At 59.9% G+C, this 16,841-nt stretch carries 10 protein-coding genes and 1 pseudogene; 5 read left to right on the top strand and 6 right to left on the bottom strand.

What is annotated here, in order from left to right; genetic code table 11:
• Positions 1-198: 198 nt before the first annotated feature.
• The 5 genes from BN3906_RS03465 to BN3906_RS03445 all read left to right on the top strand — a co-directional run bounded on the left by BN3906_RS03465 (position 199) and on the right by BN3906_RS03445 (position 9,324).
• Entirely contained in the window at positions 199-1,512 is a 1,314-nt protein-coding gene (locus BN3906_RS03465; protein WP_025253818.1) for an ISL3 family transposase, read from the top strand.
• A gap of 222 nt (positions 1,513-1,734) precedes the next feature.
• Entirely contained in the window at positions 1,735-4,332 is a 2,598-nt protein-coding gene (locus BN3906_RS03460) for a type I restriction-modification system subunit M (protein ID WP_066585987.1), read from the top strand.
• Positions 4,325-5,554: a restriction endonuclease subunit S gene (locus tag BN3906_RS03455; RefSeq protein WP_078057213.1), complete on the top strand. Its 1,230-nt coding sequence runs from the start codon at positions 4,325-4,327 to the stop codon at positions 5,552-5,554. The genes BN3906_RS03460 and BN3906_RS03455 overlap by 8 nt, the downstream gene beginning before the upstream one ends.
• Positions 5,555-5,563: 9 nt before the next feature.
• Positions 5,564-8,755, top strand: a complete 3,192-nt coding sequence (locus BN3906_RS03450; RefSeq protein ID WP_066584121.1) for a type I restriction endonuclease subunit R — start codon at positions 5,564-5,566, stop codon at positions 8,753-8,755.
• 2 nt (positions 8,756-8,757) lie between these two features.
• Positions 8,758-9,324 carry a recombinase family protein gene (locus BN3906_RS03445; RefSeq protein ID WP_078057076.1) on the top strand — a complete coding sequence of 189 codons (567 nt, stop codon included), beginning with the start codon at positions 8,758-8,760 and terminating at the stop codon, positions 9,322-9,324.
• An 11-nt stretch (positions 9,325-9,335) separates the two neighbouring features.
• Here BN3906_RS03445 and BN3906_RS14985 read toward each other — a convergent pair whose 3' ends face one another.
• The 6 genes and pseudogenes from BN3906_RS14985 to BN3906_RS03420 all read right to left on the bottom strand — a co-directional run bounded on the left by BN3906_RS14985 (position 9,336) and on the right by BN3906_RS03420 (position 16,778).
• Positions 9,336-10,274 carry a hypothetical protein gene (locus BN3906_RS14985; protein WP_261796884.1) on the bottom strand — a complete coding sequence of 313 codons (939 nt, stop codon included), beginning with the start codon at positions 10,272-10,274 and terminating at the stop codon, positions 9,336-9,338.
• 499 nt (positions 10,275-10,773) lie between these two features.
• Positions 10,774-11,085 (bottom strand): annotated as a pseudogene (locus BN3906_RS15335) (relaxase/mobilization nuclease domain-containing protein); the annotation flags it as partial.
• A 142-nt stretch (positions 11,086-11,227) separates the two neighbouring features.
• On the bottom strand, positions 11,228-11,605 hold the full coding sequence (locus BN3906_RS03435; RefSeq protein ID WP_147592738.1) for a ribbon-helix-helix domain-containing protein: 378 nt from the start codon (positions 11,603-11,605) through the stop codon (positions 11,228-11,230).
• A 200-nt stretch (positions 11,606-11,805) separates the two neighbouring features.
• Positions 11,806-12,162 carry a hypothetical protein gene (locus tag BN3906_RS03430; RefSeq protein WP_066584113.1) on the bottom strand — a complete coding sequence of 119 codons (357 nt, stop codon included), beginning with the start codon at positions 12,160-12,162 and terminating at the stop codon, positions 11,806-11,808.
• Between the two features lie 2 nt (positions 12,163-12,164).
• A complete protein-coding gene (locus tag BN3906_RS14360) occupies positions 12,165-12,530 on the bottom strand; it encodes a hypothetical protein (protein ID WP_147592736.1) in 366 nt (121 codons plus the stop codon).
• A gap of 75 nt (positions 12,531-12,605) precedes the next feature.
• Positions 12,606-16,778, bottom strand: coding sequence for a DNA polymerase (locus BN3906_RS03420; protein WP_066584103.1), 4,173 nt, complete (start codon positions 16,776-16,778; stop codon positions 12,606-12,608).
• Positions 16,779-16,841: the final 63 nt, after the last annotated feature.

Genomic DNA, 16,841 nt, shown 5'->3' with positions numbered 1-16,841 from the left:
GGGCAACTTTCGTGAGTCCCTCGGGGGAGGGGACTCTTTTTGTCTCAACCACGACGTTCGGTAGGAATCTGGCTCTTCGCGGTTCGGAGTGCGTAGATAGCTGAAGGGCGGGACGCGGGGTGGTACAACATACAGAGGCCCTGGCCGGTACAAGATGAGAGTTGCGAAGCTTCCATCTGACCGAACCAGGACCCTACCGTGCACCCTACTGGCAACCTCGTCGCCGACACCATCTGCCGCACCGCAGAACTCGGTCTGACGATCACCGATGCCGCCGACGCCGGCACCCTCACCATCATCAACGCCGAGCCGGTGGACGTAGCCGACACCTGCCCGGACTGCGCGATGCCTGGGGTGAAGCGGGACCACATCCGACGTCGACTCGTCGACCTACCGGTCGTGGGGTTCCCCACCCGCCTGAACGTCCGGGTACCCCGCTTCACATGCACCAACCCCACCTGCAGCAGGAAGATCTTCCAGACCTCACTGGCCTGCGCTGACGACGGGGCGAAACTCACCCACCGGGTGACCCGCTGGATCCTCCAACGCCTCGCCATCGACCGTATGAGCGTGGCCGCCACGGCGAAGGCTCTCGGAATCGGCTGGGAGTTGGTCAATACCGTCGCCGTCACCGCGGCCCGGAGCATGGTCTACGCTGACCCCTCCCACCTGGCTGGGGTCCGGGTCCTCGGCGTCGATGAGCACGTCTGGAAACACACCCGCCGACCCGGCGAGCCGTCTTCGATGGTCACCGTGCTGGTGGACCTGACCCCGCTGACCGACGGGGCAGGCCCGGCACGTCTGATCGACATGCGCCCGGGGCGGTCCGCAGACGTCCTGAAAACCTGGCTGGGTGAGCGGGACCCGGACTTCCGGGCCGGGGTGCAGGTCGTGACGATGGACGGGTTCACCGGCTACGCCACCGCCGTCGACCACTCTCTCCCTGCGGCGCGCAAAGTCATGGACCCGTTCCACGTCGTCCACCTGGCTGCAGAGAAGCTCAGCGGGTGTCGGCAACGCCTGCAGCGAGAAACCACCGGACGTCGGGGGCAGAAAGACGATCCGCTGTACAAGCACCGCCGGGCGCTGCTGACCAGGACCGATTTCCTCACCGACCGGCAGCGCCAGCGCCTGGATCGGCTGTGGGACACCGACGATGACTACGTCGCGTTGCAGGTGACCTGGGAGTTCTACCAGGACCTGGTCAGTGCCTATGGTCAGCCGGACAGAGCGCGGGGCAAGAAGTTGATGGGCAGGGTGATCGGCACCCTGCGCAAGGGCCTACCGACGGGGCTGGAGGAGCTGGCGCAACTCGGCCGGACCCTGTGGCGCCGACGGCACGACATCCTGGCGTACTTCGATATCGGCGCATCCAACGGTCCGGTCGAGGCCATCAACGGCAGGCTGGAGCATCTACGCGGCATCGCCCTAGGGTTCAGGAACCTCGACCACTACATCTTGCGGTCGCTGATCCACTCCGGCCAGCTGCAGGACCGGATCAACGCACTCTAAATCGAGAAGAGCCAGGAATCTTCGCACAAGGTCGGACACCGTGCAGGGTAGTTACCGCAACAAGCGAAACTATATGTTCCATAATCGTCAATTGGTCAGTTATGGTACAATGGAGAACCAGAACAGCGATTGTGGAACATCTTTCGGGCGTTGCGAGTCACGTCTCGACCCTCTCCGTCCAGAGGTGTCCATAATCGAGCGATTATGAACAGTGAGGTCCTCGTGAACAAACAAGAACTGGCCAACCGCATCTGGGAATCGGCCAACAATATGCGCTCCAAAATTGAAGCCAACGAGTATAAGGATTACATCCTCGGCTTCATCTTCTATAAGTTCCTCTCGGACCAGGTCGAGCAGTTCCTGCTACTCAACGACGCTGAGCCGGAAGACCTGCCTGATGCTCTGGTTGAGACGGACACCGACACTGTATCCCTGGTGCGCAACAACTTGGGATACTTCCTCACCTACGAGAACCTGTACTCCACGTGGCGGGACATGGGCAACGATTTCTCCATCGCGCACGTGCGTGAAGGGTTAGCCACGTTCAAGCGCAACATTGCTCCAGAGCGCAAGCATGTCTTCGAGGACATCTTCAACACCCTTGAGACCGGCCTGTCCAAGCTCGGCACTACCGATACCGCACGAACCGCTGCCATCAAAAAGCTACTGGAGCTTATCGACGACATCCCCACCGACGGCAAGCAGGGCTATGACGTGCTCGGCTACATTTACGAGTACCTCATCGAGAAGTTCGCGGCCAACGCAGGTAAGAAGGCGGGCGAGTTCTACACCCCACACGAAGTCTCGCTCATCATGAGCAACATCGTCGCCGACCACCTCAAGGGCCGCGAGGAGATTCAAATCTATGACCCGACCTCTGGCTCTGGCTCCCTGCTACTCAATATCGGCCAAGCCGTTGCCAAGCGCATGGGCGACCCAAGCCGCATCAAGTATTTTGCCCAGGAACTGCGCGAGAACACGTACAACCTCACGCGAATGAACCTGGTCATGCGTGGCGTGAAGGCTGACAATATTGTCGCTCGCAACGGTGACAGCCTGGCTCATGACTGGCCAATGTTCGACGAGTCCGACCCGGTGCAGACCTACCAGCCGCTCTACGTGGACGCGGTTGTCTCCAACCCGCCATATTCCCAGAAGTGGGAGCCGGAAGGTAACGAGGCTGACCCACGCTTCTCACGGTTTGGTCTGGCGCCCAAGACCAAGGCTGACTACGCCTTCCTGCTGCATGAGCTGTTCCACGTCAAGCCCGACGGTATTCTCACCATCGTCTTGCCGCACGGCGTGTTGTTCCGTGGTGGCTCTGAGGCTGACATCCGTCGCAATCTCATCGAGGCCAACCACATCGATGCCGTCATCGGCCTGCCCTCCAACATCTTCTACGGCACGGGCATTGCCACCATCATCCTGGTGCTCAAGCAGGAGCGTGACCGCGATGACGTGCTGTTCATCGATGCTTCTCAAGGCTTCGTTAAGCAGGGTAAGTACAACCACCTGCGTGCCCGCGACATCCAGCGGATCGTTGATGCTGTCCACAACCGTGAGGACGTGCCACACTTCGCTAAGGTCGTGACCCGCGACGAGATTCGCGAGAACGACCATAACCTCAACATTCCGCGCTACGTGTCTGCCACCCTGCCGCCGGAGGCTGTAGACCTGTACGCCACCATGCACGGTGGTATTCCAGTGTCGGAGATTGACGCCCTGGAGCACTACTGGACTGCGCTGCCTGGTCTGCGTGAGGCTCTGTTCACCGAAAACGCCAATGGCTACGCGGAGCTGAACACCACTAACCTCCGTGAGGCTGTCGACCAGCACCCTGCAGCTCAGGCACTGCGTGACCAGGTCAATGCAGCACTATCTGACCTGCCAGAGAAGCTGCATGCGCTGCTTGTGGACAGCGCCGCCACCGTGCCACTCAACACCACCGAAGACCAGCTCAAGGCTGGCCTATTCGACCGGCTCGACCCTGTACCGCTGGTTGATGCCTACGAGGGCTACCAGGTTCTCCATGACAGCTGGATCAACACTGCTGCTGACCTAGAGGTCATCCAGACCGAAGGCCTAGACGCCGTGCGGGTCAACGACCCTGTCATGGAGATGAAGACCCGCAAGGGTAAGAAGGAAGAAGTCCAGGTCGGCTGGGAGGGGCGTATCGCCCCCAATGAGTTGGTGCAGGAACTCTACCTGCCGCAGCTCAAGGACCAAGTAACCCAGCTGAGCCGTGACCTAGACACAGCGGTATCGGAGCTGACGCAGCTCATCGAGAGCTTGAGCGAAGATGACAAGACCGACCTGGCCGAGGTACTCAACGATAAGCAGGATGCTTTCACTGCTGCTGCACTGAAGAAGGCCATCAAGGAGCTACCGAAGCTACCCAAGGGCCAGACCTGGCCGGAGGGCAGTGTCGAGGCTGTCATGCTCAGCGCCAAGGCCCTCATCGAGCAGCGTGACACACTCAAGAAGGACCTCAAGGTTGCCGAACAGCAGCTTGAGGCAGACACCTACGCCACCATCGAAGCGCTCACCGACGCGCAGGTAGACGAAGTGCTCACCGCCAAGTGGATCACTGCACTCATGGATGACCTGCGGGACATCCCTGGTCACGTGCTTGCAGGTCTTGCAGCCCGCGTTCAGGCGCTGCACGACAAGTACGCGGTAGCGCTGACCGACCTCGACGTGCAGATTCGCGAGACGGAGCAGCAGCTGGCTAGCCTGCTCAGTGGACTCACGGGCAACACTGCCGATATGCAGGCTGTAACTGCACTGCAAGAGCTGCTGGGCGGTGGTCGTGATGCCTAAGCAGAACGTACCCGCACTGCGGCTGGAGGGCTTCGATGGTGAGTGGGAGACTGTGCCTCTGAACACCTTCACTGAAAGGGTGCAGCGGAAGAACACAGACCTGCAAAGCACCCTACCGCTTACTATCTCTGCTCAGTACGGTCTGGTGGATCAGATCACCTACTTCAACAATCGAGTGGCCAGTGCGAATCTCCGAAACTATCTGCTCGTAGAGAATGGTGAATTTGCATATAACAAAAGCTTTTCAGCCGGACATCCTGTTGGAACTGTAAAACGTCTCGACAAGTACGACCGTGGCGTCCTGTCATCTCTCTACATTGTGTTTCGACTCTTGGAACATCCACCCATTGATGGAGATTTCCTAGTCACTTTCTTTGAAACTTCCAGCTGGCATAGGTTTGTAGAAGCCAATTCCGCTGAAGGCGCGCGAAACCACGGCTTGCTCAACATATCTGCTCAAGACTTCCTGGAAGTTCCCGTTACGCTTGCACCCACCCTCGAAGAACAGCAGGCCATCGGCGCTATCTTCACCAATCTCGACGCGGCCATCAACCAGCACATGCTCAAGCACAAGGCGCTGCAGCAGGCCAAGACGGCGCTCATGCAGTGCATGTTCCCGCAGGAGGGCCAGACAGTGCCCGAGCTGCGGCTGGAGGGATTCGACGGTGAGTGGGATGTCGTTAAGGTAGGAGCAATCGCAGACTCGTTTTCTGGGGGAACACCTACTGTTGGCACAAACGCGTTCTACGGTGGGGACATCCCCTTTATCCGTTCCTCAGAAATTTCTAGCTCATTCACTGAGTTAACCCTTACTGAGGCAGGGCTTCATTTCAGTTCTGCCAAGATGGTTCAGCCAGGGTGGGTGCTCTACGCGCTTTATGGTGCGACTGCGGGTGAAGTAAGCCTAGCTAAGATTGAAGGTGCCATTAACCAGGCGATTCTCGCGCTAATTCCACGTGATGGGTTTAACGCTGCCTACCTAGTGGCATGGCTAAGGATGAACAAGAAGAACATCACTGACACGTACCTGCAAGGCGGGCAAGGTAATCTGTCCGGCGCCTTAGTAAAGAACTTGGAAGTCTTCATTCCACCCACCCTCGAAGAACAACAGGCCATCGGCGCAGTGTTTACCCGGCTAGATTCCCTCATTGCCGCTGAGGCTCAGTACATCGAGTCCCTCAAGCAAGCCAAGACGGCGCTGCTGCAACGGATGTTCATCTAAGGAGCTGTCATGACCACATCATTTCGCTGCGAGGCTGAGTTCGAGGCGGCGCTCATCGACCTGCTCACCCGCCACGGTTGGAGCGATGAGCTACTGCGCTACCCGACGGAACAACAGCTCATCGACAACTGGGCCAACATTCTCTACGCCAACAACCGGGGCCGTGACCTGCTGGGCGATGTGCCACTCACCGAGGGCGAGATGGCGCAAATCATCGAGCAGATCAACGTGCTGCGCACGCCGTTGGCTCTCAACGAGTTCATCAACGGTCGCACAGTCACCATCACCCGTGATGCGCCGCAGGCCCACAACTTCGGCGTGGAAGTCAGCCTGAAAATATATGACCGCCTGGAGATTGCCGGTGGCCAGTCGCGCTACCAGATTGCCGTCCAGCCTCGTTTCAAGACCGCTGATGAGCTGCTGCCGAAACGACGCGGCGACCTGATGCTGCTCATCAACGGTATGCCGGTCTTCCACATCGAACTCAAGCGCTCAGGCGTGCCTGTCTCGCAAGGCGCCAACCAGGTAGCCAAGTACGCCCACGAGGGCGTCTACCAGGGCATCTTCTCTCTGGTGCAAATCTTTGTGGCGATGACCCCGGAGGAAACACTCTACTTCGCCAACCCAGGGTCAGCTAAGTTCAACCCGGACTACTTCTTCCACTGGGCGGATTTCAACAACGAGCCGGTCAACCAGTGGGACGATGTGGCACGAGCACTACTGTCTATTCCGATGGCGCACCAGCTCATTGGTTTCTACACTGTCGCCGACCGGGCCTCTGGCAACCTGTTGGCCATGCGTTCCTACCAGTACTACGCAGCCTCTCGTATCGCTGACCGTGTGGACCGTCACGACTGGGACAGTGGTGACCAACTCGGTGGCTACATCTGGCACACCACCGGCTCTGGCAAGACGATTACCAGCTTCAAGACCGCGCAGCTTATCGCAGACTCCCACAACGCCGACAAGGTAGTGTTCCTCCTCGACCGTGTGGAGCTGGGCACGCAGTCGTTGGAGAACTACGAAAGCTACGGTGGCGACAGCATCGCCGTGGAAGATACCTCCAGTGCTGCCACGTTGATAACGTTGCTCAAGAACAAGCACTCCACCCTCATCGTGACCTCCCTGCACAAGATGAGCAGGGTTAATGCTGATTCCGTCAAGAAAGCCGACCTGGACATCATCCGCTCCAAGCGTGTGGTGTTCATCGTCGATGAGGCACACCGCACCACCTTTGGTGACATGCTCGCGACCATTAAGCGCACTTTGCCGAACGCGCTGTTCTTTGGGTTCACCGGCACGCCCATCCACGACGAGAACCAGAAGAAGCACTCCACCACGACCACGCTGTTTGGCAATGAGCTGCACCGCTATTCAATTGCCGACGGTATTCGCGACGGTAACGTCCTCGGCTTCGACCCGGAGATGGTGGAAACCTTCCGGGCGCATGATGTGCGCACTGTGGTTGCTCTCCAGGAGGCCAAGGCCACGTCCGTGGACGAGGCTCTGGCGGACCCCAAGAAGGCGGCTGTCTACTACAAGTTTATGGACAAGGACCAGGTCCCGATGGCCAGCGTCTATGAGACAGACACCGACAGTGGTACCAAGCGTGTCGCCAAGGGTATCGAAGACTACCTGCCTATCACTCAGTACCGTCAAGACAACCACCGCCAGGCGGTTGCCCGCGACATTAACGAGCACTGGGCACAGTTGAGTCGGGGCAGTATGTTCCATGCCATCCTGGCGACCTCCAGCATCCCTGAAGCAGTGGAGTACTACCGCATCTTCAAGGCGCAGTACCCGCACATTAAGGTCACGGCGCTGTTTGATCCTAATATCGACAACACTGGTGACAGTCAGCTGTTCAAGGAAGACGGTTTGCTGGAGATTCTCCGCGACTACAACGCTGCCTATGGCCAGCACTTCACCATGCCGACTCACGATGAGTTTAAGAAGGATGTTTCCAAGCGCCTGGCCCACAAGGCGCCCTACAACACCAAGGCCTTCCTCGATGACCGTAGCCAGCACATTGACCTACTCATCGTGGTGGACCAGATGCTCACCGGCTTCGACTCCAAGTGGCTCAGCACCCTCTACATGGACAAGGTTATCGAATACGAGTCCATTATCCAGGCCTTTTCACGCACCAACCGCATCTTCGGCCCGGAAAAGCCGTTCGGTTCCATCCGCTACTACCGCAAGCCACACACGATGAAGAACAACATCGACCGTGCGGTGAAGCTGTATTCAGGTGACAAGCCTTTCGGCCTGTTCGTGGACCACCTCGACGAGCACCTTAAGGCCATCAATGAATGTTTTGAGATCATTACAGTGCTGTTCACTGACCCGGCGACCGGCCAGACGGACTTCTCGAAGCTGCCCGATTCTGAGGCTGACCAGGGCGAGTTCGCCAAGACCTTCAATCGGATGTACCGCGAACTCCAGGCAGCACAGGTGCAGGGCTTTACCTGGGAGAAGGACACCTACTACTTCGATGCACTCCCTGAACCTATCGTGGTAACGCTCACCGAGGACGTCTTCACCACATTGCTCACCCGTTACAAGGAACTTGGCAAGGAGGGAGGCGATCCAACTGACCCACCCGGTGGGGCAGATGACGCGCCCTTCGATATTGACGTGCACATCACGCACATCGACACCGACCGCATCGATGCCGAGTACCTCAACAGCAAGTTTGAGAAGTACCTCAAGGCACTCCAGGACGGCGTGGCAGAGCACATGCTCGATGATCTGCTGGAGCAGCTACATGATAGTTTCGCCCGCCTAAGCCAAGACGACCAGCGCTACGCTAACCGTTGGCTGCATGATCTCCAGGCAGGCGACGTGGCCCTGCAACCGGGCAAGACAGTGCAGGACTACATCAACGAGTACCGCATCACCGAGCGTGACCGGCAGCTGGCACGTCTTCATGAGCGACTGGGGCTGGATACGGGACTATTGCGCCGAATACTCGACAGCCGTGTTACGGCAGCAACCATCAACGAGTACGGGCGTTTCGATGACCTCAAGGCATCCATTGACCTCGACTTGGCTACCGCCTACTTCACCGAGGTCACTGGCGCACCAGTGTCGAAGTTCAAGGTTCGTGCGATGCTGGACAAGCTCCTGCGCACCTACATCATCGATGGCGTGCTGCCTGCTGACCTCACGGTGACCGAGGAAGAGCTGACAGGTGAGTAAACATGCTTATTGGATATGCCCGCGTCTCAACAGCCCGCCAGGGCCAGTCACTCGACACCCAACGTGAAGCGCTCGTTAACGCGGGCTGTGACCCTAAACGCATTTACGAGGACGTTATCTCCGGCACCAACTGGAACCGCCCCGGTCTCGACGACGCATTGGCCTACATGCGCTCTGATGACACCCTGGTGGTCACCCGTCTCGATCGCCTGGGCCGTAACCTCGCCGAAACTGTCAACACCATCGCTGACCTCGCTGAGAGGGACATCAACGTCCGCGTCCTGGAGCCTGCACTCGACACCAGCCGACCAGCCGACAAGGTAGTAGTCAACGTTATGGCGAGCCTGGCCGAGTGGGAGCGGGACCTTCTCGTCCAACGCACCCGTGAAGGTGTGGCCCATGCCCGGGCTGAAGGCCGAGTGGCAGGACCGAAGCCGAAGTTGAGCATGGAACAGAAGCAGCAGGCCGCGAAGTTGGTCGACAGCGGCGAGAGCGTCGCATCGGTGGCACGCACCTTCAACGTCTCGCGGCAAACCATCTATCGCGCGCTGCATGAGGTCAAAGAATAGGATGATGGCACCTATCGATTACGCCTCAACAACGCCTTGTAGTCCTCCACGGGCCAGCGCCTTCCCATCCACACAGCAGCCGCAGCAATGGCTGCGATGGTCACGCACATGAGTACCACGGCACCGAGTGCCCAGCCCACACCTGACCACCACGTGTCAGCAGCCCATGCACGTGACCACATCTCCGGCACAGCCGCAGGGATACCGAGCAGTGATGCACCCATCCAGAGACCGCCCGCAACCACGATCACACCGACACCCAGCACAGTCACGAGCAGCACAATCGACACCACGCTAACCGTGCGATCTTCCAAACGCTCATCGAGACGATCCACCTCCGTCACCGTGTGAGCGGTGGCAGTCTCCAACCGCTTACGCTCACGGGCGACTCCCTCGACACCATCGTCCACCATCTTCTTGAACGACCGCTCATAGCGACTAAAAGTCCGGTCCATAGTCGCCTTCAGGTGGTCGAGGACCATCGGACTCAAGCGCTTCTCGACGCTGACGCTCAGCCTCTCCACTGCGTCGTCGCTGAGACTCAGCGGCCCTTCGACGAGTTCGAGCACGGTCTTCAGCAAGTCGCCCATCGACGTTAGCGGCGCCACGATCCCGGTCACCGACTTCTGCAGTCCCTCGTGCTGGCGCTGAATCGCCACCGGCAGCGCGGCCGCGATCTCCGCCATCGACTTCATCGAGGCCGTCGCTTGAGCCATCGCCGTCTCGTATTCCTTCGTCCCCACTGTTGAACGCTGCAAGGACTCCATGCGCTTGTTCAAGTCCGTCAGTTGCTTCTGATAACTCGCCAAGTGCAGCTCCACGTCCTCGGGCATCCCGACCGGCAGAGCCTTCACGTCCTCGACTTGTTTCGTTAGCGCCGTCAGCTGCGAGGCCAACTTGTTCAGCAACTCCGTGCTGTCCGTCCGTTGCCGTCGTTTGTTGTCCACCATTGTTGTCAATCTCCATTCCATCAATCAGTCGTTCTGCGTGTATTTCATGTAGCCGAGCGCGAAGCCCATCCATCGTGTAGTCAGAGCCGAGTCGAGACCCGGCAGTAGCCGCCTTAGAGCTGCCCTTGCCGTTGCGATCGGTCAAGCGCAGCTCCTTGCCGTCGTCGCCGACCAATGCGAACGACGACCGCTCGCTCTTGCGCGTGCGCTTGCCCCGCCCCTTGCGTGAGAAGGACAGGTGATACTCGAAGGCGATCTCTTCCATCACTTCCAAGCCAGGCTCCACACCACCACCGCCGTCGATGTCGAGGGCAGCGATTACGCGGTCGTCTTCTAACAACTCTTCGATGCGAGCACGGGCAAACTCACGCCAGGTCTCGCGTGTCAACTCCGACAGCGACAAGTCTGAACCGTCAATGTCAACGCCCTTCGCCTGCGCCACCCGCTCGTCGCGCGACAACGACACCGGATCACGACCAAGCACCTTCAAACCGAAGACCTCCATCACGTCGTCGTTGGTCTCGCGGACACGCCACGCGTTGCCTACCGCCTTCGGCGCGGCCCTCCCAGTTCCACGATCATGGTTGGCAACAATGATGTGGTTGTGAACATGTGCGGTATCGGTATGAGTAGCGACGACCACGTCGCAATCAGGAGCCATCTTCGCGGCCAAGGCGAGGCCCGCCGCATGCGCCTTCTCCACGTCCAAGGGGTTGTCAGGGTCTAGTTCGTCGGGACTAAACGACTGGATGATGTTGATCGTCTCGTTACGGCGCTGCACCGACTCCTGAACTCGCGACCGAGTTTCCATCACCCACACCACGGGGTTACTTCCGCGTGGACCGACAACGGAGACAGCAGCAGCACGCACCGAGCCAGCCTTCATAGCCTTCTTCGTTCCGTAGACGGCGTAGATCACGGCAGCGGCAGCATCCCTCGAGCGCTGAACCTTGCTAACAGACACGATCCACTGCCTCCCGCACGTGGCCTACGAGATCGTCGATCACACCGGGGACACCAAGAAGCCCCGGCAGTTCGTCGTCAGACCACCCATTCACGTGACAGATACGAACTATCTGGTTGATGTTCACGCCGACGCGGCACACCTCAGCGACCAAGCGGTCGAGCGCTTCGCGCAACTCCACCACTTCAGGCGGCACCGGAGGAGCCGCCACTTGCTCACCTACACCGACAGGCAACCTATCCGCCATCGCAATGATCGCCAGTCGTACAACCTCGCTATCGGTGACGCCGAGAGCCGACGCGGTGCTGCGCACCACCTCGTCCTCGGAGTCGCCGAGGCGCACTGTCATTCGTCGTCCGTTATTCATGCTTCATCACTCCTCACGCCAGCCCGCCCTGTGGGCTTACGCCCACCTGCCACATCCTGACTGTTCTGCCATCGGTATGCCTCGCTTCGCATTGGCACCTCGCAGACCAGTCAGGATGTGGGGCCAGCATCACCCTTGTCAGACATTCGGCCCTGGGGGCCTCGTCTGCCGGGTGAGCTGGCTAAGGGCGCTGCCGCCCCCTAGAACCCCTGGCTCCCGCCGACATAGCCGGTGCCACCACCGCCGTCGCTATCGACAAAGTCGTGCGGCAAGTGGTGACCGTCGGCGGGGACAGCGTCCGTGGCCGCATCGTCTACATTTGCCACGTCGTCGATGTCCACGTCGTCGACGACGTGGCGGTAGAATTCGGACACTGACACGTGAGCAAACTTCGCCCACTTCGACCGTGACTCGGTGACTGCCTGACGCACGGCACTACCGAGCACACGATCCGCTTCACGAGCGGCCTCCTCGGCTTCAGCCTGCAGTTTCAGCACCTGCTCCTGGACACGCTCGGCCCGAGCAATTGCACGATCAAGCTGCTTCTTCGTTGCCACGATTAAAACCCCATTTCTGGCTCATCATGAGCCGATTGCTTTGTCTGTTCCGACCAGGACCGCGACGGCACCGGCCGATGTTGTTGTGCGCGCTGACGCTGTTGTGCGCGTCGACGTTTACGCTTTTGTTCTTTGCCCTCTTGTTCTCGCCGCACGCGCGCGAGCCGCGCCACGTTGAGATCGCGCGTCACGGAATCCAGGTCCACGCACGCAGCCTGAAATTCCGCATCGTCATAGACGGGGGCAGGCCGGACTGCCTTCATCTCCTTGATGGCCTGTTGGGCCGCAACCACCTTCTCCGGACTAGGCCAATCGGCAGAAGCGATAGCACCCGCGAGGTGGACGAGGAAGTGATCTTGAGAACTCATCACTATCTCCTTAGGTTGTGTGCTTAACGGACGTGGCCACGAACACTGGGGGGCCGCGTGTGCCAAATTGGACGCTCACTTGCACTCACTCCAATCCCGACCCGGCCCCGCACTGTCCGCGAGGACTGGAACGTGCACGCCGTCGGCGGAGGGAAGGGCGACACTTGAGAAGGCATCGAGCACACACTGTCGCACCTCCTCAACGCGGTCCTTTGGCACCGACAGAACAACCTCGTCGTGGACGAAAATGCGGATCCTTCGTTGCACGTCCTCGGGCATGGCAAGCACACCGTGGAGGAATACGTCGCGAGCCGTTCCTTGGCCGTAAGCGGCAGGCGCTCGGGTGTACGCTTTGTCCCGATTAACAGCGACACGTCGACCGAAACCGGTCGTCACATACCCTGAGGTCTCCGCGCCTTTGCGCAGTTGTTCCTTGAAACTTTCGAGGCGAGGGAATTCGAGATGAAGGCTCGACAGCATCCGCTCCGCTTCGGCCACACTGCAACCGACATGCGCGGCAAAGGATCTCGCTCCCATGCCGTAGTTCGCCGCGTGCGCGAGCGCCTTCGCATCCGGGCGACGACCGGGATCACCGAACACCCGCACCGCCATTTCCGTGTGCGCATCACGACCTTCGGCAAACAGCGCCGCGTAGGCCTCATCACCGGCAGCAGCCGCCATGCAGCGAGCATCAATCTGCGACAGGTCGACAGACAGCAACCGCTCGCCCGGCTCGGGCAGGATCATCGCCCGCTGCGCAAGCAAGCGCTCACCACGCGAGCCAAAGATCGTCATGCCCGGCTTCGTCGTACTCAACCGACCCGTGGCTTGCGACGGCTGGATGGACGGGAACACCCGATCACTGCGCAGGTACTTCTTCACCGTCTTCGCCGGGCTGCGCGTCTCCAATAGCGCCACCATGTTCTCGCAGACTTCGACGACCTCACGCGAGTCAGAGTGCTGCTCGGCAAGCTCACTGAAGGCGTCTTTTGTCGTTGTCGGCGCACCCGTCTTCGTCAACGGTAGCTGGGCCCCGTAACGCTGAAGGTAGGACTGAATAGCTTCTTTACCGGCCTTCGTCGCCCACGGGGCCTTACCCTCATCCGGGATGCCGACGGTATTGACGAGCCAGCCACGGATGCCGTTTTTCACTGTGTCTTCGTCGGCCAGCGTTTCTTCAACGAGATCGACATCGACGCGGATACCCCGCGACTCAACGCCAGCCAGCACGCGAGCGACCTCATGCTCATAGGCCACGTACTCCGCATCCGGTACACGCTTCACGAGCGCACAGTGGACATCTGCCGTGGCACGCACATCCTGTCGGGCGTACGCAACATACTGCGGATCATCGACTGGAATCTGGTCGAAACCACCGTGCTGGCTGGCCAGAGCCTTCAGCGCCGTGTCACCATCGGCCAGCAACTTACCGCCGAGACCGAGGCGGGTAGCCACAGCGTCGAGGTGGTACTTCTTTCCCGTCGTGGGAGGGTCCACGAGACGGGCAAGCACGAGAGTGTCCTCGACGCGCTGCTCGGGCGACGGAGCAAAGCCATATAGGCGCTCCAGCGCAGGGAGATCGAAATGTGTGATGTTGTGCCCGACAATCGTGCCCGCGTTTCGCAGAACCGGCAGCAGCTCACCGGCGATGTCCGTCGTTGTCCTGATCTCGCCACCATCCACCTGATACGCCGCCAAGCGAACCCACGCAGGGTCATCGGTCGTGTGCAACCCATCGGCGCTAGCGGTCTCCAGGTCGAATACCACCGTGGATGCGCCAGTGTTGTCGGCATCGACAGCACTACCGCCAGGTGCAGGAGGGGGAGTGGGGCTACCACCGTCCGGGTCGTTGAGGCCGCCAGGACCACCACCGTTCCCGTCCGGGCCGAGATAGGTCACCTTAAAGCGCTTCGTGTGGTTGACCATCCCGGCCATCTTGACGACGAAACCAGCAAGATTACGGTCCTGAAGCTTCGTGTACACCCGACCCAACCGCTGCGCGGTCACCTCGTCCAGGGTCTGGATGTCTGACGGGAGCGGGATAAAACCCTGCGTTTCGCGAATCTTGCACTCCACGTCATAAGCACGGAAGGGCTCATCAAAGTTCACGCTCACCCAGTGCAGATGCGCCAGGTCCTCAAGTTCGCTCTCATTGTGCTGTGCCCGCTGCTCGCGCACGCCAAACATGAGGTCACGCCTACCAGCGTGCTCAAGGACGCCACCCACCACGTGGTACCAGTCCTCAAAGCTACCCACCGGCTGGCCCGGTGCCGGGGCAGGCTCACCAGCAACGATCCAGGCCCGGATGAGTGTGAACGCGGCTTCCAGCAGGGCCCGTCGGTTGTCTTTGACCCACACCAACAGGTCCGGGTGTGTGAAGTCGTCGCGAGCTTCTGGGCTCGCCAACGGCGTCTTCATCTCGACCATCACTGTTCGACGTCCAAGATCCTTTTTCACCGCGACGTTGTTTCCGGCTGCAAAAACGCAGGCTGAGTTCTTCACCGACAAGTGCCGGGACTCGCCGAGGATACGACCCTCGTAGTAGGTGGAGGTCAGCATGGCGGCCAGCGACAGGCTACCGATCCCCTCACCGGTCTCATCGAAGATCAGCATCGTCTGACCAGCGAGAAGCGCCGACGTGAGTACCTTCTGCATCTCTTCATCGTGATGGGGCATCTTCTGCACCCGCGCGCCGTAGCCGTGAGCAATCATGCTCACGGCAGACAGCAACAGGCCCTTGCCTGTGCCCGGTGTGTTAGCCGAGATGACGTGCATTGGCGAGGTCTCGCACGACGGGCGGACAAGCAGGGTGAGTACCATGCCGATAGCACGGGTCCGGTCAGCTTCCGTCTTGAACGGGAAGTCGGCGTAGACCTCCTCCAGGAGCTCGCGGGCAGCTGTGACCTCTTCCTGTGACGGGTCATCCGGCACGTGGAAGCCGTCGAGATCATCGGACAAGTCGAGTAACAGGCCGGTCTCTTCGTCGTAGCCGGGCTCGGACAAGACCCTGCCGCTCGGGGTGAGCACAGGCGTCTCCACGATGCCCTCGATGCGGGGATACCGTCCGACACGTGCGCCGTTGAAAACGGTAGCCGCGTCTTTGTCAGACAGCGCCCGAACCTTCGACTTCGTCTGCGTGGAGTGAACAATCCGAATCGCCTGCGCCGACAAATCCACCGCCAGAGCGTTACTCACCGGAATGAGGTGTTTGCGTCCATCACGATGCACGAGACACACGAGTTTGTGGTCGGTGCGAAAAAGCCGCTTACCAGCGAACTTCTCATATACCGCGTTGTCTACCGCGTCCCAGATCTGGTCGTCGGGCAGGTCCGTGCTAATAATCGGCTTGGCCGATCCGTCAGACCCCTGCGAAGTATCCTTCGTAGGTATCGTGCTGCTCAAGCTGGGCCGCTTCTTGGCAGGCTTATCCTCGGCCTGTTTGACCCACAGCTCCAGCATCTTCTCCCGCTGCGCGGGGGAATCAATACCGCCAAGCACATCGTCGATGCCCTGCTTACCGCTACCGGGGAAGCGAACGAACCGGACGGGGCTCGCGCCCCACTGTCGACAGAGCTCGCCGATACCTGCGGCCCCGTCATAGACCCTGCGGTTCCTCGCGGCGTCAGCGTCGGCGACGATATAGACCGGCAAGCCACCGACAAGCTGAAACGCCGAGCTAGGGCCATCATCGCCACCCATCCAGGACGTGATTCCCGACAGGCCGTAGACCGCAGTGCTCTCATCGCTTGCCGACATCACAGCCAGTGCCTGCTTCGTGCCCTCGACCACGAGGACACGGCGGGTCGTATCATCCACAGCCCGACGCTCAATGAGTGCTGGGGTGGGGTAGCCGGAGTCCTTGCTGGGGCCGATGTATTTGGGTGAGCGACCGTCGGTCAGCGTGACAAAGCCAGGCTGTGGCTTGGCCTGCCAGGTCTCACCCTTACCGGCCTCGGTCAGTGGGAACACCAGAGCGGGCAGCGCACCGTCGCGGTCACCGACCCATCGCAATGGATCGGGCAAATCATCCCTCTCCCAGGCCGTGTACGCACCGGACGCCTCGATCACATCGTCGCTGATCGCCGATGTCTGAAGCTCGGTGAAGTGCTCCGCAGAAAGTCGCTGGTCAAGTACAGATTGGACTGGCGCGGAGGAAGCGGAGTGGGTAGCATCAACTTCAGAAGCATTACCCAGATCCGCTTCTTTTGCCCCGTCGCTAGCAACGGCGGGGTTCTTCTCTTCCGTCATGTCTTAGGCACCCCCTACGAGGGATGCCAGACGCGAGCGTTGCTCGGACGACAAGGTAGGTGC

Source organism: Corynebacterium provencense (genome assembly GCA_900049755.1).
GTDB lineage: Bacteria > Actinomycetota > Actinomycetes > Mycobacteriales > Mycobacteriaceae > Corynebacterium > Corynebacterium neomassiliense.
Note: the sequence above shows the minus strand (reverse complement) of the source record. Positions and strands in the feature narration are given on the sequence as shown.

What these genes read in the sequence shown, in the direction of transcription:
- BN3906_RS14985 (WP_261796884.1), bottom strand. Translation starts at nt 10,274, where the DNA reads ATGGTGGACAACAAACGACGGCAACGGACGGACAGCACGGAGTTGCTG.
- BN3906_RS03435 (WP_147592738.1), bottom strand. Translation starts at nt 11,605, where the DNA reads ATGAATAACGGACGACGAATGACAGTGCGCCTCGGCGACTCCGAGGAC.
- BN3906_RS03455 (WP_078057213.1), top strand. Translation starts at nt 4,325, where the DNA reads ATGCCTAAGCAGAACGTACCCGCACTGCGGCTGGAGGGCTTCGATGGT.
- BN3906_RS03420 (WP_066584103.1), bottom strand. Translation starts at nt 16,778, where the DNA reads ATGACGGAAGAGAAGAACCCCGCCGTTGCTAGCGACGGGGCAAAAGAA.
- BN3906_RS03445 (WP_078057076.1), top strand. Translation starts at nt 8,758, where the DNA reads ATGCTTATTGGATATGCCCGCGTCTCAACAGCCCGCCAGGGCCAGTCA.
- BN3906_RS14360 (WP_147592736.1), bottom strand. Translation starts at nt 12,530, where the DNA reads ATGAGTTCTCAAGATCACTTCCTCGTCCACCTCGCGGGTGCTATCGCT.
- BN3906_RS03450 (WP_066584121.1), top strand. Translation starts at nt 5,564, where the DNA reads ATGACCACATCATTTCGCTGCGAGGCTGAGTTCGAGGCGGCGCTCATC.